The following is a 22,900-nucleotide window of genomic DNA, read 5'->3' as shown; positions in this document are numbered from 1 at the left end:
CGGGAGCTATTGTGAAATAGCTTCCGTTAATTATATAGTTTCTATTTCCTTTAGAAATTGTATCCTAACGAAATTTGAAAAGCTCTATTTTTCAAAGTGTTGTTTTCACTAATTACAATATCGGATAACCCTAAATTATAACGTAAACCAAAGTTTATTCCGTTATCTAATTTATAACCTACTCCGAAATTAACACCATAGTCTAAACTTTCAATATATTCTTTGATATCGTTTTTTTCATCTCCGTTTCCCGTAACAGATTTGTCTTCAAGAATCGATTTAGCTGATAACAAAACACCTATTTGAGGACCAACTTCTACACTAAAGTTTTTAATGAAATAATACTTAACCATTACTGGAATGTTTAAATAATCAAGACGTGTTGTTTCTTCAAAATCAGTTATAGCAATACCATTACCTCCCTTAAGTATAACAACATTTCCTTGTCGAGAAAATAACAGTTCAGGTTGAATTGAGAATTTTTCTGATAACTTAAACTCTACAACACCTCCAAAATGAAAATTTGTTGATGAATCAAAAGATTGCGCACCAAAAGAATTTTCAACACTTAAATTTGACAAGCTTAATCCAGCTTTCGCTCCAAATTCAATATTCTGTGCATTTACAGTCAATCCCAAAATCATAAATACAGCAAATAATAACTTTTTCATCTCTATTTATTTTAAATATTGTTAAAATTAAAAACGGGAATTATTAAAAAATAACTCCCGTTTTATCATATAAAAAATGTGTTTCCTTCTTAGAAGTATAAAGCGAATCCAATTAATCCTTGGAATTGTCCTTTTTGACCATCTTCTAATCCTATGTTATATCTTACAGCTGGCTTAATACTAACATTCTCACCTAAGAAATAAGCATAACCACCTTGTAATCCAATCCAGTTAACACTTCCTCCCGTAACAGAAGTTCCTGTGAAATCAACTCCTACAGGAATGTTTCCAAGAATATAGTACTCAGCACCTATTTTATAAGTAAATTGATCACTTTCAAATGGATTATCATTAGAAGCAAATCCTAAACCAGCTTTAACAGCTAAATCATCAATTACAAAGTAACCACCCTCTGCACCAATAGACCATGCTGTGTATCCATCCTGAGAACTAAATGAAAAAGCAGTACTTCCTGTTGTAGCAGAACCAGTATTTGCTTCGATTACGAATTTCCCCTGAGCAGTTTGACTTGAAGTAGTTTCCTGCGCGTTTGCAGCTAGTCCGAAAACCATCATAGCCGCTACTAATAATTTTTTCATAATATTTAATTTACATTTTTGAGCCGCAAATGTATATTTAATTGAGAAATCTATAATACTTTAACATGTTAAAAAACCAAGAAAAAACCACCTGTTTTTTAAGTCTTTTTTAACTTAAAAAAATTGCGAATCCCTATAAAAAGATATGTATTTAATTGATAGTGATTTACATTTATAAAATAAAAAAAGCAGGACAAAAATGTCCTGCTCTTCATTATTTTTTCTACTTATTTTTAAAGTGAAAACGAATATGTTCCACCAATACCAAATGTACCATAGGTAGCACTAGCGCTAACACTCCCGAAAACACCTAAATCAACAGATTGACTCACGTTAACAGCTGAATAATTAGCATGTAGAGTTATTTTATCGGTTACTTTATACCCAACCATTGGACGGTAATAAAACCCTCCATCGTTTCCTTCAGGTCTAACACCAATACCATAACCTAAATCCGCTCCAACGATAAACTTATCACTAACACTGTAACGTGCTGCTGCGGCTAAAGGTAAAAAGGCAACATCCGCTCCTTCACCATTAAAGTGTACATAAGAAACAGAAGGTCCTACCTTAAACTTTTCAGAAACACTAAATAAGTAGTTTGCTTCAATTGAACCAGTAACATCAAAAGCGTCACTTGCATCACCTACAGGTAATCCAATAGTACCTCCAACGTTTAATTCTCCTTCTTGTGCGTTTACAGCTAGTCCAAATAACATTATTGCTGCAACTAAAAATTTTTTCATGATTTTTTAAATTTAATTTTCAACAAATTTAGATATAAAAATCAATATTCCTAACACAATATGTTAATATAATCTTAATCCAATAAAAAAGAATAAGCATACAATAGTTTTAATAAAAATAATTCATTTTATTACTTCAAGCTTTAGTGAAGGTACATCTATAAACATACCATATTAATCATAAGAATTAGTCAACGTTTCCTAAATCACATTACAATCAGTAAAACAAAAAGGAGATTCTTTCGAATCTCCTTTCATCAATATAGTTTATTTCTTTTTTTATTACCAAGCGTAACCTAAAGACACACCTAATCTTGGTAAAAATCCGTCAATACTTACAGTAGTTCCACCCGTTGCTGAAGCTGAAACATATTGAGCTCCAAAGTTTAAATCTAAAGCAAAACCTGAATCATCACCACCAAATACCCATTGATATCCAGCTAAAGCTCCACCCGAAAAAGTAGAAAATCCAACATCTTGTCCTTCGCTACTCTTAGCAGATGAAGTTGAATAATTTACGAACGGTGCCGCATACCAACCTCTAGGTGCATTTTCTTCAGAAGAAAAATAAAATTTAAACTTTCCTTCTCCTCCAATAGCACTTGTACTTATTACTTCGTTGTTCGAAGTAACTTCCGCTCCAGCATAAGATAAACCTACCTCAAAAGAAGTATTGTCTCCAATAACTCTTTCATAAGATAAATCAGCTACGCCAAACGCCAATCCTAATGGATTTGCTTTCACAACATTTTTTTGAGCATAAGCAGTAAATCCTACTGCAATCATAGCAATCATAAATAATTTTTTCATTTTAAAATTTTTATATTTGAGCGGCGAAAGTAATTTTTTTTTCGACATAAAAAACTCCTATTTATACTTTTTTTAACACACTGCACTTAATGAACTGGGAACAAGTTTTATACGATTTTGCAATTTTTACAAAAATAGAACGAGGACTAGCTGAAAACTCCATAAATAGCTACAAAAGAGATCTCAATAAGCTTTTAAAACATCTAGAAAATCTTGAAGAAAAACATACACCCACAGCCATTAACTCAGAAGTTATTAAGGAGTTCATATATGAACAAAGCAAAATTATCTCCTCTAGAAGTCAAGCTCGATTAATATCTGGACTGAGAAACTTTTTTGATTATTTAGTTTTTGAAGATTATCGCAAAGACAACCCTATGGATCTTATTGAAAGTCCTAACGTATCAAAAAAACTACCAGACACACTTTCTAAAGATGAAATAGACGCTTTAATTGGAGCAATAGACTTAAGCCATCCTCAAGGAGAAAGAAATAAAACGATTATTGAAACCATTTACAGTTGCGGCCTGCGTGTGAGCGAACTAATTAACTTACAACTATCCGATCTCTTTTTTGATGAAGGTTTCATTAGAATTTTAGGAAAAGGAAACAAACATCGTTTTGTACCAATACATCATACAACCATTAAAAGATTGGATTTGTATATTCACGAAATACGATCGAAAACAATACCTGTAAAAGAAGATGAAGATACTATTTTTTTAAACAGACGAGGAAAAAGATTAACACGCCAAATGATTTTCATTATCCTGAAGAATTTAGCTGTAAAAATAAATCTAAATAAAAAATTAGGTCCCCATACCCTTCGCCATTCTTTTGCTACTTATTTACTACAACATGGAGCAGACTTAAGAGCAATTCAAGAACTATTAGGTCATGAAAGTATTACAACTACTGAAATTTACGTTCATTTAGATAAAAAAGATTTAAAGAAAACAGTTGATACCTTCCATCCTAGAGGAGATCATAAAGAATTGTAGGTTTTAGGTAACTTTATTGCATAAAAAAAGGCAAGCTACCTACATCACACTGCTACAACCTAATACCCTTGCTGCGTTCCCGCCCTGGGGGATTCAAAGGGAGCTAGTTGTGTAGGACTTGCCGCTGCAAATGTACAGTCTTTTTTCAATAAAAAACAATAAAATTTACAGAAAATTATTGTAACATTTTTAAGCTTTTGAATACTAACACATTGTTGTCATACTTTTTTTTAAAAAAACAATGAATTAGGAAAAGTATCACCAAAAAAATATATTTGTATCACTAACTAATTTCACACAATGGAAAAACAAGCAAACAGTAAGAGTATTATTTTAAACTATGGTTTATATACTGGAGGAATAAGTATTTTACTAGCATTAGTATTGTATGCTATCGGAAAAGCAGCAGATCCAGGAATAGCCCTTTCTATAATAGGCTCAGTTGTTCCTTTAACACTACTAGTTTTAGGCATTCGAAAGTTTAAAACCGAAAACAATGGTTATATAAGCTGGGGACAAGCGGTTAAAATTGGTGTTGGAATTGCATTAATATGGGGAGTATTGGCTTTAGGGTTTCAATACATCCTGGAAAATGTAATCGCTCCTGAATTAATTGAACAAAAATTAGAAGTTGCCCGAACCACGATGGAAAATTGGGGGATTTCTGAGGACGTAATAGAAGAAAACTTAGAAAGTCAAAAAAATCAAAGTCCTTTTTTAGGGATTGCAATGGGCTTATTGTTTTTTGCTTTTATGGGGTTCGTTGTTTCAGCAATTGCTGGAGCAATCATGAAAAAAACGGAAGAAATTGAATACTAATTAGTTTATTAAAAAGGTTGTATAATCTTTAAAAGACTAGTAAATTTGGCTTTTATAGATTTAAGAAATCCGTACATGAATATATCGGTAGTAATACCACTTCTTAACGAAGAAGAATCATTACAAGAATTATATGATTGGATTGCAAAAGTTATGCAATCCAATCACTTTATTTACGAAGTTATTTTTATTGATGACGGTAGTAATGATAACTCTTGGAAGATTATAAAAGAATTGTCTGAAAAGAATACTGAAGTTAAAGGAATTCGTTTTCAAAAAAATTATGGAAAATCTCAGGCATTAGATGCTGGATTCAATATGGCAAAAGGTGATGTAGTAATTACTATGGATGCCGATTTACAAGATAGTCCGGATGAGATACCAGGTTTATACGAAATGATTCAAAAAGATAATTTCGACTTAGTTTCAGGATGGAAAAAGAAAAGATTTGATAATGTAGTAACTAAAAATATTCCTTCCAAATTGTTTAATTGGGCTGCTAGAAAAACTTCTGGTCTAGAATTAAATGATTTCAATTGTGGTTTAAAAGCCTATAAAAACGAAGTTGTTAAAACTGTAAAAGTGAGTGGTGAAATGCATCGATATATCCCGGTTCTGGCCAAAAACGAAGGTTTTAATGAAATAGGTGAGAAAGTGGTTCAACACCAAGCACGTAAATATGGAGTTACCAAATTTGGGATGGATCGGTTTATTAATGGTTTTTTGGATTTAATCACCATTTCTTTTTTAAGTAAATTTGGTAGAAGACCTATGCACTTCTTTGGTTTATGGGGAACTTTAATGTTTATTTTTGGTTTCTTCTCTGCATTCTTTATCGGAGCTATGAAATTATATCGAGTAGCAAATCACGTAAAAACAATTCTTGTTACCAATAATCCGTGGTTTTATATTGCACTCACATCAATGATTTTAGGAACACTGTTATTTTTAGCTGGTTTTTTAGGTGAGCTAATTATTAAAAGTAATACACATCAAAAACATTATAAAATAAAAGAACAACTGAATTTATAAAGTTGTATTTTTGTTAACTTTTTATTTGACCTTATGGAAGAAATACTAGTAAAAGCAAATCAATGGCTTTCAGACTCTTTCGATGCTGAAACGAAAAAAGAGATTCAACAATTAATAGATTCTCAATCTGAAGATATTTCCGATAGATTTTATAAAGATTTAGAGTTCGGAACTGGCGGAATGCGAGGTATCGTTGGCTCTGGTACAAATCGAATTAATAAGTACACTATTGGTAAAGCTACCCAAGGTCTTTGTAATTATCTGATTAAAGAGAAACCAGGTAAAGAATTAAAAGTTGCGATTGGTTACGATTGTAGACATGATAGTAAATGGCTTTCTAAAGTTGTTGCAGATGTTTTATCTGCAAACAATATTAAAGTAGTTCTTTTTGAAGACTTAAGACCTACTCCTGAGCTATCTTTTGCCGTAAACTATTTAAAGTGTGATGTTGGTATTGTTCTGACAGCTTCTCACAATCCACCAGAATATAATGGATACAAAGTATACTGGAGTGATGGAGGACAAATAGTACCACCGCAAGATAAAGGGATTATTAGTGAAGTGAATAGTTTAGAGTATTCGAATATAAACTTCAATGCTAAAGAAGAGCTAGTAACCGTAATTGGACAAGAAGTAGACGAAGCTTTTTGGAAAGCCTCTATAAAAAATGGTGCTTTTAATGTTGACGGTAGAAAAGATTTAAAAATTGTATTTACTTCTCTTCATGGAACTTCTATTACACTAATTCCTGAAGTTTTAAAAAGAGCAGGGTACACAAACGTTCACATTGTTGAAGAACAAGCTGAGCCAGATGGTAGTTTTCCAACTGTTAAATCTCCGAATCCAGAAGAACCAGAAGCCTTAAAAATGGCCGTAGATTTAGCAAATGCGACCAATGCCGATATTGTTTTAGGAACTGATCCAGATTCTGATAGAATTGGAATCGCTGTTCGTGATATGGAAGGAAATATGAAATTGTTAAATGGTAATCAAACGATGAGTTTAATGACAGATTTCCTCATCAATGACTGGAAGAAGAATGACAAATTAAACGGAAAACAATTTATTGGTTCGACTATCGTATCAACCAATTTGGTTAATGAAATAGCCGATAGTTACGGAGTTGAAACTAAAGTAGGATTGACAGGCTTTAAATGGATTGCCAAAATGATCAAAGACTTCCCTGAGCTAGATTTCATAGGAGGAGGTGAAGAAAGTTTTGGGTATATGGTAGGTGATTTCGTTAGAGACAAAGATGCAGTAACCTCTGCCCTACTTGCTTGTGAAATTGCGGCTGATGCAAAATCTAAAGGGAGCTCTTTTTACAAAGAGTTACTAAACTTATATACTCGTCATAATTTCTATAAAGAGCATCTTGTTTCACTAGTAAAAAAAGGAATGGATGGTGCTACTCAAATTCAACAAATGATGAGTGATTTAAGAAACAATCCCTTATCAACTATTGATGGCGAAACGGTAAAATTTTTATACGATTATAACACTTCAATACAAAAAGATCTACTTACTGGAGAAGAAATTAAAATTGATATACCTAAATCGAATGTATTAATATATGAAACAGAAAATGGAACAAAAGTAGCTGCTAGACCAAGTGGAACTGAACCAAAAATTAAATTTTATATAAGTACAAATACTTCACTGGATTCAATTGACAATGCGAGTACTGTAGAAGAACAACTTGATTCTAAAATACAACGAATAATTAATGAATTATTTTAAGCGTTTTTTCAAATTCGCGGCCCCATATAAAAAACTATGGATTTTAAGTATTTCCTTAAATATCCTGTACGCATTATTTACAACACTTTCCTTTGTTGTATTGATGCCAACTTTAAATATACTTTTTGGCGAAACAGAAAAAATATATGAAAAACCAGTGTTTAAAGGTTTTTATGAGTCCTTAAATAAAGAATATTTGGGAGACCTCCTTAATTATTGGGTAACGTATACCAATGAAACCTTTGGAGCTGAGAGAACTTTGCTCTATGTTGTTTTCGCTGTTGTTACCGTTTTTCTTTTAAAAAACATATTTAGTTACTTAGGTCAACTGACCATGATATTTCTAAAAAATAGTGTTTTAAAAGATTTGCGAAGTACTATGTACGACAAAATAATTAGTTTGCCCCTTCCTTTCTTTTCTGAACAAAAAAAAGGAGATATTATTAACAGAGCTACAGGAGATGTTGCTATTATTAATGAAACCTATTTAAACCTAGTGATTACCTTCATTCGTGAACCTGTTAATATCATTTTTTCTTTAATAGTAATGATAAAATCGAGTTGGCAATTATCTATTTTTATTTTCACCTTTATTCCTGTAGCTGGTTTTGTTATATCAATAATTAGTAAGCGAATTAAACAACAGTCATCAGAAATCTTTGAAAAAAGTGGTGGTCTATTAGGTATTATTGAAGAAAGTATTTCTGGGTTAAAAATTATCAAAGCATTTAATGGAGAAGGTCTTTTCTCTAAACGTTTTTCAGATCAATCGGAAGAAGTTAGAACACTCTCAAATAAAATGAGTACTAGAGAAGCATTAGCCAGTCCTATGAGTGAATTTTTAGGTATTGCTACTATAGCAGCTTTACTTTGGTATGGTGGTAAAATGGTATTAATCGATAAAACGATGGTTGGTAGTACTTTTACTGGATTTATACTTATGGCTTATAATGTATTAACTCCAGCAAAAGCAATGGCTAAAGCCAATAATAATATTAAAATTGGTAATGCCGCTGCCCAACGTATTTTTGAGATACTAGATACTAAAAATAATCTTGAAGATAAAAAAGATAGTATTGAACTAAAAGATTTCAATAGCGAAATCGAGTTTAAAGATATTTCGTTTAAATATGGAGAAAATTATGTCCTAGAAAATTTTTCTCTAAAAATTCCGAAGGGAAAAACGGTTGCTTTAGTGGGACAATCTGGAAGTGGTAAATCTACCTTATCTAACTTAATTACGCGTTTTTATGACGTTAACGAAGGTGGAATATATATCGATGGTCATAATATCAAAGATGTGACCAAAAAATCACTTCGAAGCTTAATGGGAGTTGTTACCCAAAGCCCTACGCTATTCAATGATACTGCATCCAATAACATTGCATTGAGTAATCCTGATGCTCAAATTGAAGATATCCAAAATGCAGCGGAGGTTGCCAATGCCCATGAATTTTTGAAAGACTTAGATCATAAATACAATACTTATGTAGGCGATAGAGGAGGCTCCCTATCAGGTGGACAACAACAGCGTGTTGCCATTGCCCGAGCTGTATTGAAAAGTCCTCCTATCATGATATTGGATGAGGCTACATCAGCATTGGATACTGAATCAGAGAAATTAGTACAAGACGCTTTAGAAAACATGATGAAAAATAGAACATCATTGGTTATTGCGCATAGATTATCGACTATTCAAAATGCAGATTTAATTGTTGTTATGAGAAAGGGTAAAATAATTGAGCAAGGAAAGCATGAAGAACTCTTGAAAACTAAGGGAGAATATCATAAACTAGTAACCATGCAAAGTTTAGAATAATGAAATTTATTAAAGCATTAAAAAGGCAAAAATTTTATTATTATTTAAAACATATCTTGATTTACGCAACTCCTAAAGTTTTCTATCAGATACATTTAAAAAAATGGTTGACTAGAAACAGTAAGGAAATTGACGATCGAATAAAATACTATGTTTCTCCTAATATAAACGTCAATCCAGATAAAAAATGGATCAGTATAGCTAATTTCAAGATTCCCAAAAAAGGAACAATGTATTTTTTCGATTCGATGAAAGTAGCCAAGTACTTCGAAATAAATAAGAAAATTAATTTCGCTTTCGGTGATATAACTCAAAACTTTAATGCTCCAACTCTAGTTAAAAGCAGACCCATAAATCATAATGGAAATTCAGTTTTAATGAAGCTTGATTCTTTACGACATTTCTATTTTATTGATGACGACAGAACTTTTTTAGAAAAAAATGACAAAATAGTTTGGAGAGGAACCATACACAAAGAAAATAGACGGCTTTTGGTTGACATGTTCTATAATCACCCTTTTTGTGATATTGGTGATGTAAGTCATGTTAAATGGGATAACCCTAACTGGAAAAAACGTTTCTTATCAATTAAAGAGCAATTGGCTTCTAAATTTGTTTTATCTATTGAAGGAGTCGATGTTGCTACAAATTTGAAATGGATAATGTCCTCAAACTCTCTTTGCTTTATGCCTAAACCTCAATTTGAAACATGGTATATGGAAGGAAAATTAATACCAGATTATCATTATGTTTTAATCGAAGACGACTATTCCAATCTTTTAGAAAAGAGAGCTTATTATCTTGAAAATCAAAATGAAGCATTAACAATTATTAAAAATGCTCATCGATGGACCCATCAATTCCGTAATCGTAGCGTTGAAAAAGAGATTTCTATAAAGGTTTTAAATCAATTCTTTAAACAAACAAATCAGAACTAAACTCTTTTTAGACCTAGTTCTTCTCCTTTTTTTATCATAAATTCATAAGAAGCTTCATATTCGTTAGGAATAGTCCCTTCTAAAATAGCTTCTTTAATGGCTTCTTTTATCTGACCAATTTCTCTACAAGGTTTTAAACTAAAGGTTTCCATTATTTCCTCTCCTGTAATTGGTGGTTGAAAATTACGCACTCTGTCTCTTTCTTCAACTTCTTTAATTTTATACCTAACGATTTCGAAATTCTTATGATATCTTTTGAATTTCTTTGAATTTTTTGTAGTAATATCGGCTTCACAAAGCGTCATCAAACTCTCAACATCATCTCCCGTATCAAAAATTAATCGTCGGACTGCTGAATCAGTAACTTCCGAGGCCAATACTATGGGACGAGAGCTTAGTAATACCATTTTCTGAACGAATTTCATTTTATTATTCAATGGCATACGTAATCTTTTGAATAACTTATACACCATTTTAGAACCTACAAATTCATGTGAATGGAACGTCCATCCTTGCTTCTTATTATATTTCTTCGTTGGAGCTTTACCTATGTCATGTAAAAGAGCCGCCCAACGAAGCCAAACATCTTCAGTATTTCTCGATATGTTATCTACAACTTCTAACGTGTGATAAAAATTATCTTTATGCTTTTGTCCCTCTACCTCTTCTACTCCTTTCAACGCAGTCAATTCAGGAATTATTCTATCCAATAATCCTGTTTTTTCTAAATGTAAAAAACCAACAGAAGGTTTTGGAGATTCTAAAATTTTATTTAATTCTACTACAATTCTCTCTTTTGTAATAATATCAATACGAGAAGCGTTTCTTTTAATTGCTTTTAATGATTCTTCTTCAATTTGAAAGTTTAACTGAGAAGCAAATCGAATAGCTCTCAACATTCGTAATGGATCATCTGAATAGGTAATATCAGGATTTAATGGTGTTTTAATCAATTTATTCTCTAAATCAAGAATTCCATTAAATGGATCTAACAACAACCCAAAATTTTCAGTTTTTAAACTTAATGCCAATGCATTAATTGTAAAGTCCCTTCTATTTTGATCATCTTGTAAGCTTCCGCTTGAGACCTTTGGATTTCTACTATCTTCTGAATATGATTCCTTTCTTGCTCCAACAAACTCAATTTCCACCTCTTTAAAACGTAACATGGCGGTACCATAAGTTTTAAAAATTTGAACTTTGGGCTTATTAGGCAAAATTTCAGCAACCTTTTCTGCTAATGCTATACCACTCCCCACAGCTACAACATCAATATCTTTTGCATTTCCTCTTTTTAAAACAAAATCTCGAACGAAACCTCCAATTACATAACTTTCTAGTTGTAATTCTTCCGTTGCTTGATTTATATATTTAAATATTTCTTTTTCTAAAGCTTCTTTAAAATAGTGGTCTGGCATAATTTTATTCTCTAATCACATTTTCATCTTCTATTTTATATATAGTTGATGAATTTTCTTCTATTCTATCTCAATGCAAATCTACCACATAATCTACATTAATTACAATAGATGACGTAAATTCCGAAAAAGTTTTACTAGATTTTTTAAAGTAAAAAGAAACATAAAAACACGGAGTAATTACTTTAAAAGTATATTTTTGCATTCAAAAATTGAAAACGTTGCTAATGAATACATAATCTACCATTATTTAAGGGAGTATTTCTATTATACTAATTGATGATAACCATCTTATTATCAATATGTTTTTACGATAGCATCCTAAGACCTGAAATCAATAAAATTTTAAACTATTAAATCATATCTAATAAAAGGATATTTAATTTAACTATGAAAAAAACATTTATACCTGTTTTAAGTATATTAATTTCGTGTTTCTCTTGCTCTACCGAAGAGGAACTTTTAACTAATCAAAATACTCACACAGAAACCACAAATTCAGAAGGGAAGAGTCATTTAGGAAGAGGAATTCACGGTTTCTCTAGTTTAAGTGATTTTACCTACGCCCAAGGTTGGCGAGTGAAATATAAAGTTACAGAAAAAATAAAAGTAGGTGAAGATTGTAAATGGGTTACTAGAGGTGCTCCTCCTTATGAATTTAGAGTTTTTGAGTGTGAAGACATATTCGAAACTCAAACCTTTTATAAAGGGCATCCAAGAGAGTTGAGAGATGTAAATGGTGATGGAAAAGCTGATATTATCGGCTTTGGAGAACATGATGTTTGGGTTTCCTTATCTAACGGAAGTAACTTTGAGCAAACTAAATCATGGAATAAACATTTCAATAATAGCCATGATGGATGGATGACAAATAAACATGTTAGATCTGTTGCCGATGTAAACGGAGATGGGAAAGCCGATATTGTTGGTTTTGGAGAAAACGAAGTAAGAGTAGCTCTATCTAACGGAAGTAGTTTCGCTCCTTATACTGTTTGGACGCATGATTTTACTTATACCAACTCTAACTGGAGAGTTGAAAAACATGTAAGAAAGCTCGCTGATGTGAATGGTGATGGGAAGGCTGATATTATAGGTTTTGGAGAAAACGAAGTTAGGGTTTCTCTTTCAAATGGTAATAGCTTCGGTCCTTATACCGTTTGGAATCAACATTTCGCTTATAATAATTCGGGCTGGAGAGTTGAAAGACATGCAAGAACAGTTGCCGATGTAAATGGAGATGGTAAAGCAGATATTATTGGATTTGGAGAAAATGAAGTAAGAGTTGCATTATCAAACGGAAGCAGTTTTGGTTCATATCGTGTATGGAGCACTCATTTTGCATACAATAACAGTGGATGGAGAGTGGACAAACATGTTAGAATTGTCACTGATGTAAACGGGGATGGGAAAGATGATATTGTTGGCTTCGGAGAAAACGAAATAAGAGTATCTTTATCTAACGGAAGTTACTTCCAACCTTATACTGTTCTTTCTTCTGATTATTCTTACAATAGTGGATGGAGAAACGACAAACATGTCAGAACTGTTGCTGATGTAGATGGCGATGGAAAGGCGGATATTGTTGGTTTCGGAGATTCGCAAGTTTTAGTTAAACTTTCAGAATACTAAACAAATTAGATTCTATTGATTCTTACCCGACAGGACCTATAATCTTGTCGGGTATCTTATATTCTATTCGCGAATAATCGTCATATTTCCATTACGAATTTTTATAATTGTAGATGACTTTTTTGCTATAATATCTTTATATAAATCGACCACGTAATCAACATCATTAATAATAGCATTACTAATTTCCGAAAAAGATTTTGGAGTAGGTTCTCCACTTACATTTGCAGAAGTAGAAACTATAGGCTTTCCAAATTCTCTAATTAAATTCTGGCAAAACTCATTTTGAACAATTCTAATAGCTATTGTATTATCGCTAGCAATAGTGTTTTGAGCTAAGTTAATCGGGTCAGAATAAATAATAGTTGTTGGTTTTATTGTATTGTTTAAATATTCCAACGCTTCCTTAGGAACACTTTGTAAATACTTTGCCAGCATCTCAACAGAATCAACCAAAATAATCAAACTCTTAGATTCTTTACGTTTTTTTAGCTTATAAACCTTTTGTACGGCCTCACTATTTGTAGCGTCGCAACCTAGTCCCCAAACTGTATCTGTGGGGTACAAAATAACTCTGCCTTTATTTAAAAAGGTCAATGCCTTCTTGATTTCATATTGAATCATTGACTAAATTCCTTTTTCGTTTTAGCTAAAGCTGCACCTATTACTTGATGCATATCATAATAACGATATTCCGCTAAACGACCTCCGAATATCACATTGTTTTTTTGCTCAGCTAACTTTTTATATTCTCCATATAATTTACTATTCTTGCTGTCATTAATCGGATAATATGCTTCTTTTCTTTTATCCCACTTTTCAGGATATTCTCTTGTAATTATTGTGTTTTTTTGAGTTCCGAATTCAAAATGCTTATGCTCAATAATTCTTGTGAAATCGAACTCAGCGTTATTATAATTTACTACAGCATTCCCCTGAAAATTATCAACCTCTAACGGCATATGTTCAAACCTCAATGATCTATATTCTAACTCTCCAAGATTATAATCAAAATATTCATCAATTTTTCCTGTAAAAACAACTTTACTAGCTAGTTTTTCCAAATCTTCTTTGTTCTCAAAAAAATCAACTCCTAGCTTTACTTCTACTCCTTCAAGTAATCCTTCAATTATTTTATTATATCCTCCAATAGGAATTCCTTGGTATTTATCGTTAAAATAATTATTATTATAAGTATACCTAACAGGTAATCTTTTAATAATAAAAGAGGGTAATTCGGTCGCTTTACGTCCCCATTGTTTTTCCGTATATTCTTTGATTAAGACCTCATATACATCTTTTCCTACTAAAGACAAAGCTTGTTCTTCTAAGTTCTTAGGTTTATCTACGCCAAACTCTTTAATTTGTTTGTTTATAATTTCTTTTACCTCTTGAGGTGTGGTTACCCCCCATAATTGATAAAAAGTATTCATATTAAACGGTAAATTATATAATTTACCATTAGAAAGGCTTACAGGCGAGTTGATATAGTTATTAAATTCAGCAAATTGATTAACATAATTCCAAATTTCTTTATCATTGGTATGAAAAATATGGGCTCCGTATTTGTGAACATTTATTCCACTTAAATTTTCACAATAAACATTGCCGCCAAAATGACTTCGTTTATCAATAACTAAACATTTCTTGTTTCTTTTGGTCGCTTCATGAGCAAAAACTGAACCATAGAGTCCAGAACCAACAATTAAATAATCATACATCCTTTCAGTTATTTTAATTTTTAACGAAAATACAGTCAATATCTTCTTCAAACTTGCTTTCTTCGTCCAAAATCATTTGTTTATAGGCTACAAAATCTTTCGTGTTCGTCTCGTAATTTTCAAAGCAGTCCTTTATTTTCTCTATAATCTCTGTAACATTCTCTTCATTAAACCCAATCTTGTATTCATCTTTAATAGGGATGTCTTCATAAAATTTTGCAGCTCCTTCTTTTCCCGTTATTACGCAACAGCCATTAATTGCTGCTTCTCTTGGTATTCTATCCTTACCTGGATGAAAACCAAAATCTATATATACTTTACTATTTTGTTGTAACCTAAGTATTTCCTCAAAAGACATATTCTCAATGGGAATCCAATTAATTTCTGGAGCATTTTCCTTCAAAAGGTTTACCTTTTCTAAACCTTTCTTAGGGTTATATAAAACTTGATCCTTTCTGTTTGAAACTGATAACTCTTTAGGAATATTTTCTAAAAAAGTTTTGTTTAAATAATCAGATAAATATCCAACATTATTATCAATTCCTTTTTTAGATAAAAAATCAAGTGCATAATATGATTGAGCCAAATGATACAATCGTGGCATTTTCTCAAACTTATACCTTTTAATGATACCTAGCTTCTTTTTTAATTTATCTTTAAATTTCGTTTTTGTATCCCAAGAGATAAAGAAAAAGTCCACACTTAACCACCATATTGCCTTTGTTGACTTTGGGAATTTATAAATTTTTCCGGTTTCTATTTCAGGAAATATAATTACCTGGTCTTTTTTATCCTTTAATTCAGTTACATGAGATAAGTTATAATGTTTATAATTTTCATGAACTGGATCAATATTTACGTTCTGATACTTAGAAAACCAATAATACATATTAGCATCATAGCCTTTTTGTTTTAATTTATATACCAATTGATGCAGCAATTCTGGCCCCCCAGAAGCAAAAGCTGCTGGACAAAAAGCATAAATTTTAGTAGATTTTGAAATTTCAATCATTGTTTTTCTTAAGTTTTAAATACAATTCGATATATTTTTCGGCCATCGCCAAATGGGTGTACTTACTTGCCCATTCTTTTAATCTTATTTGTTTATCTGGTGAGTTCGAATAATCTTTAATTCCATAACGAAATTGTTCGTTCATATGTTCATGGTCAAACGAATTCCAGTAGTATCCTTCATCCCCTACTATTTCAGGTAAACTAGTTCTATTACTCACAAAAACAGGTTTACCATAATACATCGCTTCTATCGGAGGAATACCAAACCCTTCTGCTTTAGAAGGATGAACCATTGCCGTACAATGCTGTATTAAATATTTTTTTTGGTTTTCTGTTACATTCTCAAAAAGAAATATTCTATTTAGCAAATTTAATCGTTTGGCTTCTTTAAAAAATAATGCCTCATACTCGGATTTTTTACTGCTACAAACAAGTACTAAGTTCAAATTTGGGTTTTCTGTTAAAATACAAAGTAGACTTAATTGATTTTTTTTAGGGTGAAGTACACCAATATTTAAAATATATTCCTTCTCGATTAAATTTTGAAATTTACTTGAAAGCTCTTTTTTAACCCTAGAATTAAAAATTAAACCATTATGAATCACAATAATCTTCATGCTAGGATCAAACTCAAAAAGTCTTTGATTTTTTAGAAAATCCTGCTTCGTAAATTCTGAAATACAAACTAATACTTTTGCATTCTTTAAGTTTTTATTTATTGTAGATATGGCTTTAGATTTTTTTTTCTCTGAGAGGTTTTCATGTAAGAAATTTAAATCATGCAGTGTTACTATTTTATTTTTTTTACAAGAAGGAAAATACGTACTCGATTGATGCATGATATGAACATAATCATATTTCGATAATGCAGTGTTATATAATTTATGCCATGACCTCCATTTTTCAGTTCTTTTAGCTTTTATTCTATCCAAAGTATCGTTATTCCCATAATAGGAAACACTATCCCCGAAATCAAGCTCAAGTAACCCTTGTAGCAGTGACTCACAGACGCTAGATAATCCTGAATTCGGATAACGCATGCGTTCTAAGTCAATTAAAATAGTTGTATCAAGTAGCATATTTACATTTTGCAACAAATGTAAATAATTTTAATGTTGTTGATAAATCATTTAATTCATATTTTTGCCCCCTCATTAAAGATAGGAGTATGAAAAAAAGAATAGTTTTAGGGTTGCCAAAGAGTTTTAGCATGTTTGAAGCCATAAAAAAGAATATGGAATTTCATGGCTATGATGTCATTTCTATCTGTTATGAAGACCACAGATTTAGATACAAGAATTTTGGACAGCGGTTAAATAATTTTTTTCGTAAAACCTTATTACAGGATAAGACCTACAAAAACAAATTAAAATTTGAGCAATATAGAGGGGAAATAGAACAAAAAATTGAGGCTATTGATGGTATGGTAGACTATACGCTTTTAATAAGGCCTGATATTTACCCTTTAGATATTCTAAAAATGCTTAAAAAGCAATCAGATAATTTCATAGCTTATCAATGGGATGGTTTACATAGGTTTCCAGCAATTTACAGTTGCATTCACTTATTTGATCGATTTTTTGTTTTTGATAAAATAGATTTGGAATATAAAAAACGTAAACTTCTTCCTTTAACTAATTTTTATTGCGATTATGACAAAGAAGTTATTCCTCAGGAGGCTTGTGAAAATGATGTTTTTTTTATCGGGTCGTTCATTCATAAAAGGATGAATAAAATTCAGAATTTTATTGAATTTGGTTTAAAATTAAATTTAAAACTAGATGTCAATGTATTTTATACTCTCGAATCAGATAAAGAAAAATATCCAATTAAAGGTTTAAAGTATATTAATGAACATATGACATATGAAAATAATATTGAACAATTAAAAAAATCGAAAATTGTAATAGATTTCTTAAATGAGACCCATAAAGGATTGTCATTTAGAACTTTTGAAGCTTTGTATTATGACAAAAAATTAATTACCAATAACCCAGCTGTCAAAAATTATGATTTCTATAAACCTGAGAATATTTTTATTTGGGATGGTTATAATTTAGATGGACTGGAAGAGTTCATTAGAACCCCTTACTCTCCTATTGATAAAGAGATAAAATTTAAATATAGTTTCAAAAATTGGTTGGCATATGTACTCGGAGATGAAGGGCATACACCAATAGATTTACCTCATTAAAATAAAGCTTATCAAATTCTAAGAGGATTTAGAGATGTAAACACTAGGCTTTGAAATATATTGAGCCTTGCATTTACAACAGTAAAACATTTAAGACACTATCCTAAAAAGTGTGTAAGTTCAAAATATCAGGGTTAGGTTATTTATAGCCTAATCCTTTTTTCAAATATAGCTAAAAATTGATTTAGAATTATGCCCCAATTTCTAATGGGCATTGTCCACTTTTTAGTACTTTCTCTTAAAGCTAAATATACCGATTTGATAACAGCGTCATCTGTCGGGAAAGAGAGTTTGTTTTTAGTGTATTTGCGTATTTTCCCATTAAGATTTTCAATAAGATTAGTGGTGTAAATAATAGTTCTTATTTCAATTGGAAAATCGAAGAAAACAGTGAGTTCATCCCAGTTGTTTTCCCAACTTTTAATAGCATACGAATATTTAGCTTCCCATTTATTTTTAAAATCTTTTAAAGCAGCCTTTGCGGCTTCTTTAGTTGGAGCTGTATAGATTTGCTTCATATCTTTAGTAAACTCTTTTTTATCTTTCCAAACCACGTATCTACAAGAGTTTCTAATCTGATGTACTACACATATTTGTGTGGTAGAATTAGGAAACACTGTCTTTATAGTATCTGTAAATCCGTTTAAATTATCGGTTGCAGTAATCAGTATATCTTGCGTTCCTCTGGCCTTAATATCAGTCAAAACACTCATCCAAAAAGCAGCTGATTCATTTTTACCTAACCACAAACCTAGTACTTCCTTTTTACCGTCGGATCTAAGGCCTACAGCTATGTATATAGTTTTGTTAATAACCTTAGAGTTCTCTCTAACCTTGAAAACAATTCCATCCATCCAAACGATTAAATAAGTAGCTTCTAAAGGTCTATTTTTCCATGCTACAATGTCATTAGTAATGCTATCTGTGATTCTTGAAATCGTTGAAGTAGAGATGTTAAAGTCATATAGCTCTCGGATTTGCTCCTCTATATCAGAAGCACTCATTCCCTTAGCATACAAAGAGATGATAAGATTTTCAACACCATCTGTAGTACTTTCTCTTTTCTTTACCAACATAGGATTAAAAGATCCTTCACGGTCTCTTGGGACTTCTATTTCTGTTTCTCCTAAAGTTGTTTTTAACTTCTTCTTTGAATAGCCATTTCGAGAATTAGAGTTAGTGCTCTTTTGATGTTTCTCGTAATCTAAATGAGCTGATAACTCTCCTTCTAAAATCTTTTCAACTCCTCGTTTGTGAAGTTGTTCTATAAAGCTAGTTAACTCTGAGCCATCTTTAAATTGTTTTAGAAATTCGCCGTTCAATAAATCTTCTGGTTTCATAAATGTGTAAAAATTAAAGTTAATGAATAAAAAAATCTCGGGGTTGAATTCAACCCCGAGATTTTAAAACTTACACAGTTTATGAAATACTGCCACATTTAAATAATCATAATATCTAAAGAGACTATCAGATGTTAGAATAAATTCTATTCATACTTGTAGCAATATCCTTGTCATTAAACTTCTGAGCGTACTTAAAACCTTCCCCAGCAATCTCAGCCCTCAATTCACTTGATGATAACAACAACTTTATTTCATTTTCCATTGCCGTAACATCTGTGGGATTAACATATCTTGAATATTTACCTCCTGCTTCAGGGAATACACCGCTATCGGTTGTAATTACTGGAGTTTTCGAAAATAACGCTTCTATGATTGGAATCCCAAATCCTTCAAAAACACTCGGATAAATAAAAATTTCCGCCAATTGATATAAAGTAGATAATTGTTCCATCGTCAAACCTTCTAAAAAAATGACTTTTTTCTCTAGGTTATTCTGTGAAATATATTGCTCTATTTCCTGAAAGTACTTTGTTTTTCTTCCAACAATAACTAAAGGAACATTAATATTTTTTAAAGTTTTTATGATCGTTAAGGCATTTTTTCTTTTTTCAATAGTACCTACATTTAATAAAAACCGTTCTGGTAATTTAAGCTTCTTTTTTAAACTTTCCTTTTCTTCATTCGTCCTTTCAACTTTAAAAGCATTATGACAACCTTGATAAACTACTTTTATTTTTGATTCAGGAATTTTAAGATACGTTATAATATCCATCTTTGTTTGTTCACTGATAGCAATCACACAATCTGCATTTTCAGCAGCATATTTAAACTTGGAAAAATGTATTTTTCTATCGAAGTATGAGTACCATTCCGGATATCTCATAAAAATTAAATCATGGATTGTAACCACAGATTTTATTCCATTTTCTCTCAATTTTCTTGGAATTTCACCAGATAAACCATGAAATATATCAATATTGTCACTTTTAATTTGAGTAATCACACCTTTCTGTCTCCATAGCGATGATAACTTCTTCCCAAACCATGTATTTGGTAAAACTTCCGTCATTGACGACTCCAGCTTCAACCTTTTTACCTTTTTAGGTTTAGGGTTGTATAAATAATAAGAATTTGAAGGACAATATCTATCCAAAATACGTACTAAATCTCTACTGTAGTTTCCCAATCCTGTGGTATTGTGAAAAATACGTTTAGCATCAAATCCTATTTTCATCTATGTATTGTTTAGTTTTTTTAATAACTGGAACCTTTTCCAAACACCGTACGATATTAAATAGGAAAACTGGAATCCTCGTTTCCCATCTAAACATCCTAGCTTAATAATATAGTGAATTACAAATCGGGCAAATGGCTTGATCCATTCATGATACAAAGTTACCTTTTTTTGCTTGGAATAAAGTTCTGACGCTCTTAATTGAGCATAATGGTCTATTTTCCTTTTAAATTGTTTAAAATTGGTAAATGTATAATGATTTAAGTTACCCTTCAGCTTTCCGATAGATCCGTCTATTTGAATTTGTTCATGAACCAGCCCTTCATAAAAAGAACCTTCCTTTTTAAAAAGACGAACAATATTATTTCGAAAACCACCAAAATGTAATTTTCTTTCATTCATAAAAGTATCTCTCTTTAAAAGAAAGCCAGAATGAAGAGCATTACTCTTCAAATTAAAAATTATACTGTCTCTTAACTCTTCAGTAATCTCCTCATCTGCATCTAGTAAAAAAATCCATTCATTGGATGCTTTACGAAGAGCATAATTCTTTTGAGAAGAAAAATCATCGAATTTTCGTTGAAATAAAATTGCATCCGATTGACTTACTATATCAACTGTAGTATCAGAACTAAAAGAATCTATTACAATAATTTCATCAGCAAAAAAAGCAGAATCCAACGCTCTTTGAACGTTGGACTCTTCATTTAATGTTGGTATGATTACTGTTAATTTTATCAACTATAATTTTTTCTCAAAGATTAATAAAAAACTTAGTTAATCAAAATATATTTTTTAATTCTTAATAAGAACTATACCGCTACATCATATTCACGAAGTGCATCGTTTAATGATGTTTTTTTGTTTGTACTTTCCTTACGTTTTCCAATAATTAATGCACATGGAACATTGTATTCTCCAGCCTTAAACTTCTTTGTGTAACTTCCTGGAATTACAACAGACCTTGCAGGAACTCTACCTTTCATTTCAACTGGCTCATCTCCAGTAACGTCAATAATTTTTGTAGATGCAGTCAACACTACATTTGCTCCAAGTACAGCCTCCTTCTCTACTCTAACTCCTTCTACAACGATACATCTTGATCCAATAAAAGCGTTATCTTCTATAATTACTGGTGCAGCTTGTAATGGCTCTAATACTCCTCCAATTCCAACACCTCCAGATAAGTGAACATTCTTTCCTATTTGTGCACATGAACCAACAGTAGCCCATGTATCAACCATAGTCCCTTCATCAACATATGCTCCAATATTCACATAACTAGGCATTAATATAGTTCCAGATGATATATATGCACCATGTCTTGCTACTGCATTAGGAACCACTCTAATTCCCTTTTCTTTATAATTTCTCTTTAAAGGAATTTTATCATGATATTCAAAAATTCCAGCTTCTAAAGTTTCCATTTTCTGAATTGGGAAATATAAAACTACTGCTTTCTTTACCCATTCATTCACTTGCCAACCGTCATTAGTAGGCTCAGCAACTCTTAATTCACCACTATCTAATAAATCAACAACTTTTCTTATCGAATCAATTGTTTCTTTTTCTTTTAATAAATCACGGTTATCCCACGCTTTTTCTATAATAGATTGTAATTCTGTCATCTTAAAACTTATTTCTCGCAAATATAAATTGTGTTCTTGAATTGAACACGAAGATACATTTTTTAAACAGAAAACAGGCTCTTGTTAAAATTCACTATTTTTGCTCAAAAAGAACGAATACATGGGTAGAATTCTTGCCATTGATTATGGAAAAAAACGAACAGGAATAGCGGTTACTGACGAGCTTCAAATTATAGCTTCTGGACTTGCTACTATAAATACAAGTGAACTTATTTTGTTTTTAAAGGAATATGTTAAAAAGGAAAATGTAGAGCTCTTTGTAATAGGTGAACCAAAACGATTGAATAATACTGCGAGCGAAAGTGAAGTTCTCATCACTCCTTTTTTGAAACAAATTTCTAAAGAGATTCCAATGATACCTGTAAAACGTATCGATGAACGTTTCACTTCAAAAATGGCTTTTCAAACAATGATTGATAGTGGCTTAAAGAAAAAACAACGACAGAACAAAGCGTTAATTGATGAAATAAGTGCCACGATTATCCTTCAATCTTATTTATACAGCAAATAGTTTTTTTTCAGA

22 protein-coding genes and 1 other RNA gene are annotated in these 22,900 nt (G+C 31.4%); 9 read left to right on the top strand and 14 right to left on the bottom strand.

What is annotated here, in order from left to right; all coding sequences use genetic code 11:
- Positions 1-50 precede the first annotated feature (50 nt).
- From BLW23_RS03205 to BLW23_RS03190, 4 genes are all read right to left on the bottom strand, one after another.
- Entirely contained in the window at positions 51-671 is a 621-nt protein-coding gene (locus BLW23_RS03205) for a porin family protein (protein WP_093667788.1), read from the bottom strand.
- A gap of 89 nt (positions 672-760) precedes the next feature.
- On the bottom strand, positions 761-1,270 hold the full coding sequence (locus BLW23_RS03200; RefSeq protein WP_093667787.1) for a hypothetical protein: 510 nt from the start codon (positions 1,268-1,270) through the stop codon (positions 761-763).
- Positions 1,271-1,503: 233 nt separating this feature from the next.
- On the bottom strand, positions 1,504-2,016 hold the full coding sequence (locus BLW23_RS03195) for a hypothetical protein (RefSeq protein ID WP_093667786.1): 513 nt from the start codon (positions 2,014-2,016) through the stop codon (positions 1,504-1,506).
- Between the two features lie 282 nt (positions 2,017-2,298).
- A complete protein-coding gene (locus BLW23_RS03190; RefSeq protein ID WP_176829738.1) occupies positions 2,299-2,826 on the bottom strand; it encodes a DUF3575 domain-containing protein in 528 nt (175 codons plus the stop codon).
- 89 nt (positions 2,827-2,915) lie between these two features.
- On the opposite strand from BLW23_RS03190, the gene BLW23_RS03185 reads away from it, so the two are divergent.
- A complete protein-coding gene (locus tag BLW23_RS03185) occupies positions 2,916-3,827 on the top strand; it encodes a tyrosine recombinase (RefSeq protein WP_093667784.1) in 912 nt (303 codons plus the stop codon).
- Positions 3,828-3,852: 25 nt separating this feature from the next.
- Here BLW23_RS03185 and ffs read toward each other — a convergent pair.
- Positions 3,853-3,951: signal recognition particle sRNA small type (gene ffs, locus BLW23_RS03180), an RNA gene on the bottom strand.
- A gap of 176 nt (positions 3,952-4,127) precedes the next feature.
- Here ffs and BLW23_RS03175 point away from each other — a divergent pair.
- From BLW23_RS03175 to BLW23_RS03155, 5 genes are all read left to right on the top strand, one after another.
- On the top strand, positions 4,128-4,646 hold the full coding sequence (locus BLW23_RS03175) for a DUF4199 domain-containing protein (RefSeq protein WP_093667783.1): 519 nt from the start codon (positions 4,128-4,130) through the stop codon (positions 4,644-4,646).
- Between the two features lie 75 nt (positions 4,647-4,721).
- The gene (locus BLW23_RS03170; RefSeq protein WP_093667782.1) at positions 4,722-5,678 is read left to right on the top strand and encodes a glycosyltransferase family 2 protein; all 957 of its coding nucleotides are present in this window, start codon (positions 4,722-4,724) and stop codon (positions 5,676-5,678) included.
- Positions 5,679-5,711: 33 nt separating this feature from the next.
- Positions 5,712-7,418, top strand: coding sequence for a phospho-sugar mutase (locus tag BLW23_RS03165; RefSeq protein WP_093667781.1), 1,707 nt, complete (start codon positions 5,712-5,714; stop codon positions 7,416-7,418).
- Positions 7,405-9,237 carry an ABC transporter ATP-binding protein gene (locus tag BLW23_RS03160; protein WP_093667780.1) on the top strand — a complete coding sequence of 611 codons (1,833 nt, stop codon included), beginning with the start codon at positions 7,405-7,407 and terminating at the stop codon, positions 9,235-9,237. The genes BLW23_RS03165 and BLW23_RS03160 overlap by 14 nt, the downstream gene beginning before the upstream one ends.
- The gene (locus BLW23_RS03155; RefSeq protein ID WP_093667779.1) at positions 9,237-10,175 is read left to right on the top strand and encodes a glycosyl transferase family 90; all 939 of its coding nucleotides are present in this window, start codon (positions 9,237-9,239) and stop codon (positions 10,173-10,175) included. The genes BLW23_RS03160 and BLW23_RS03155 overlap by 1 nt, the downstream gene beginning before the upstream one ends.
- On the opposite strand, the gene BLW23_RS03150 is transcribed toward BLW23_RS03155, so the two are convergent.
- The gene (locus BLW23_RS03150; RefSeq protein ID WP_093667778.1) at positions 10,172-11,593 is read right to left on the bottom strand and encodes a CCA tRNA nucleotidyltransferase; all 1,422 of its coding nucleotides are present in this window, start codon (positions 11,591-11,593) and stop codon (positions 10,172-10,174) included. The genes BLW23_RS03155 and BLW23_RS03150 overlap by 4 nt on opposite strands.
- Positions 11,594-11,983: 390 nt before the next feature.
- On the opposite strand from BLW23_RS03150, the gene BLW23_RS03145 reads away from it, so the two are divergent.
- On the top strand, positions 11,984-13,222 hold the full coding sequence (locus BLW23_RS03145; RefSeq protein ID WP_093667777.1) for an FG-GAP repeat domain-containing protein: 1,239 nt from the start codon (positions 11,984-11,986) through the stop codon (positions 13,220-13,222).
- A gap of 63 nt (positions 13,223-13,285) precedes the next feature.
- On the opposite strand, the gene BLW23_RS03140 is transcribed toward BLW23_RS03145, so the two are convergent.
- The 4 genes from BLW23_RS03140 to BLW23_RS03125 are packed head-to-tail and all read right to left on the bottom strand — an operon-like array spanning position 13,286 to position 17,036.
- Positions 13,286-13,846, bottom strand: coding sequence for an L-threonylcarbamoyladenylate synthase (locus BLW23_RS03140; RefSeq protein ID WP_093667776.1), 561 nt, complete (start codon positions 13,844-13,846; stop codon positions 13,286-13,288).
- Entirely contained in the window at positions 13,843-14,943 is a 1,101-nt protein-coding gene (glf, locus tag BLW23_RS03135; protein WP_093668438.1) for a UDP-galactopyranose mutase, read from the bottom strand. Before glf ends, BLW23_RS03140 begins: the two co-directional genes overlap by 4 nt.
- A 13-nt stretch (positions 14,944-14,956) precedes the next feature.
- Positions 14,957-15,955 (bottom strand): hypothetical protein, encoded by a 999-nt coding sequence (locus BLW23_RS03130; protein ID WP_093667775.1) that lies wholly within the window; start codon positions 15,953-15,955, stop codon positions 14,957-14,959.
- Positions 15,948-17,036: a glycosyltransferase family 4 protein gene (locus BLW23_RS03125; protein WP_093667774.1), complete on the bottom strand. Its 1,089-nt coding sequence runs from the start codon at positions 17,034-17,036 to the stop codon at positions 15,948-15,950. Before BLW23_RS03125 ends, BLW23_RS03130 begins: the two co-directional genes overlap by 8 nt.
- An 89-nt stretch (positions 17,037-17,125) precedes the next feature.
- Between BLW23_RS03125 and BLW23_RS03120 the strand changes: the two genes are divergently transcribed.
- Positions 17,126-18,151, top strand: coding sequence for a WaaS/CpsH family glycosyltransferase (locus BLW23_RS03120; RefSeq protein WP_093667773.1), 1,026 nt, complete (start codon positions 17,126-17,128; stop codon positions 18,149-18,151).
- Positions 18,152-18,294: 143 nt separating this feature from the next.
- Here BLW23_RS03120 and BLW23_RS03115 read toward each other — a convergent pair whose 3' ends face one another.
- The 4 genes from BLW23_RS03115 to BLW23_RS03100 form a co-directional block, all read right to left on the bottom strand.
- Complete coding sequence (locus tag BLW23_RS03115) at positions 18,295-19,491, bottom strand: IS256 family transposase (protein WP_093667472.1); 1,197 nt, start codon at positions 19,489-19,491, stop codon at positions 18,295-18,297.
- 127 nt (positions 19,492-19,618) lie between these two features.
- Positions 19,619-20,728, bottom strand: a complete 1,110-nt coding sequence (locus BLW23_RS03110; RefSeq protein WP_093667772.1) for a glycosyltransferase family 4 protein — start codon at positions 20,726-20,728, stop codon at positions 19,619-19,621.
- A complete protein-coding gene (locus BLW23_RS03105) occupies positions 20,729-21,469 on the bottom strand; it encodes a glycosyltransferase family 2 protein (RefSeq protein ID WP_093667771.1) in 741 nt (246 codons plus the stop codon).
- A 71-nt stretch (positions 21,470-21,540) separates the two neighbouring features.
- Entirely contained in the window at positions 21,541-22,356 is an 816-nt protein-coding gene (locus tag BLW23_RS03100; RefSeq protein ID WP_093667770.1) for a 2,3,4,5-tetrahydropyridine-2,6-dicarboxylate N-succinyltransferase, read from the bottom strand.
- 121 nt (positions 22,357-22,477) lie between these two features.
- Between BLW23_RS03100 and ruvX the strand changes: the two genes are divergently transcribed.
- Positions 22,478-22,888, top strand: coding sequence for a Holliday junction resolvase RuvX (gene ruvX / locus BLW23_RS03095; protein WP_093667769.1), 411 nt, complete (start codon positions 22,478-22,480; stop codon positions 22,886-22,888).
- Positions 22,889-22,900: the final 12 nt, after the last annotated feature.

Origin of the sequence: Tenacibaculum sp. MAR_2009_124 (genome assembly GCF_900105455.1) — a bacterium.
Taxonomy (GTDB): domain Bacteria; phylum Bacteroidota; class Bacteroidia; order Flavobacteriales; family Flavobacteriaceae; genus Polaribacter.
Note: the sequence above shows the minus strand (reverse complement) of the source record. Positions and strands in the feature narration are given on the sequence as shown.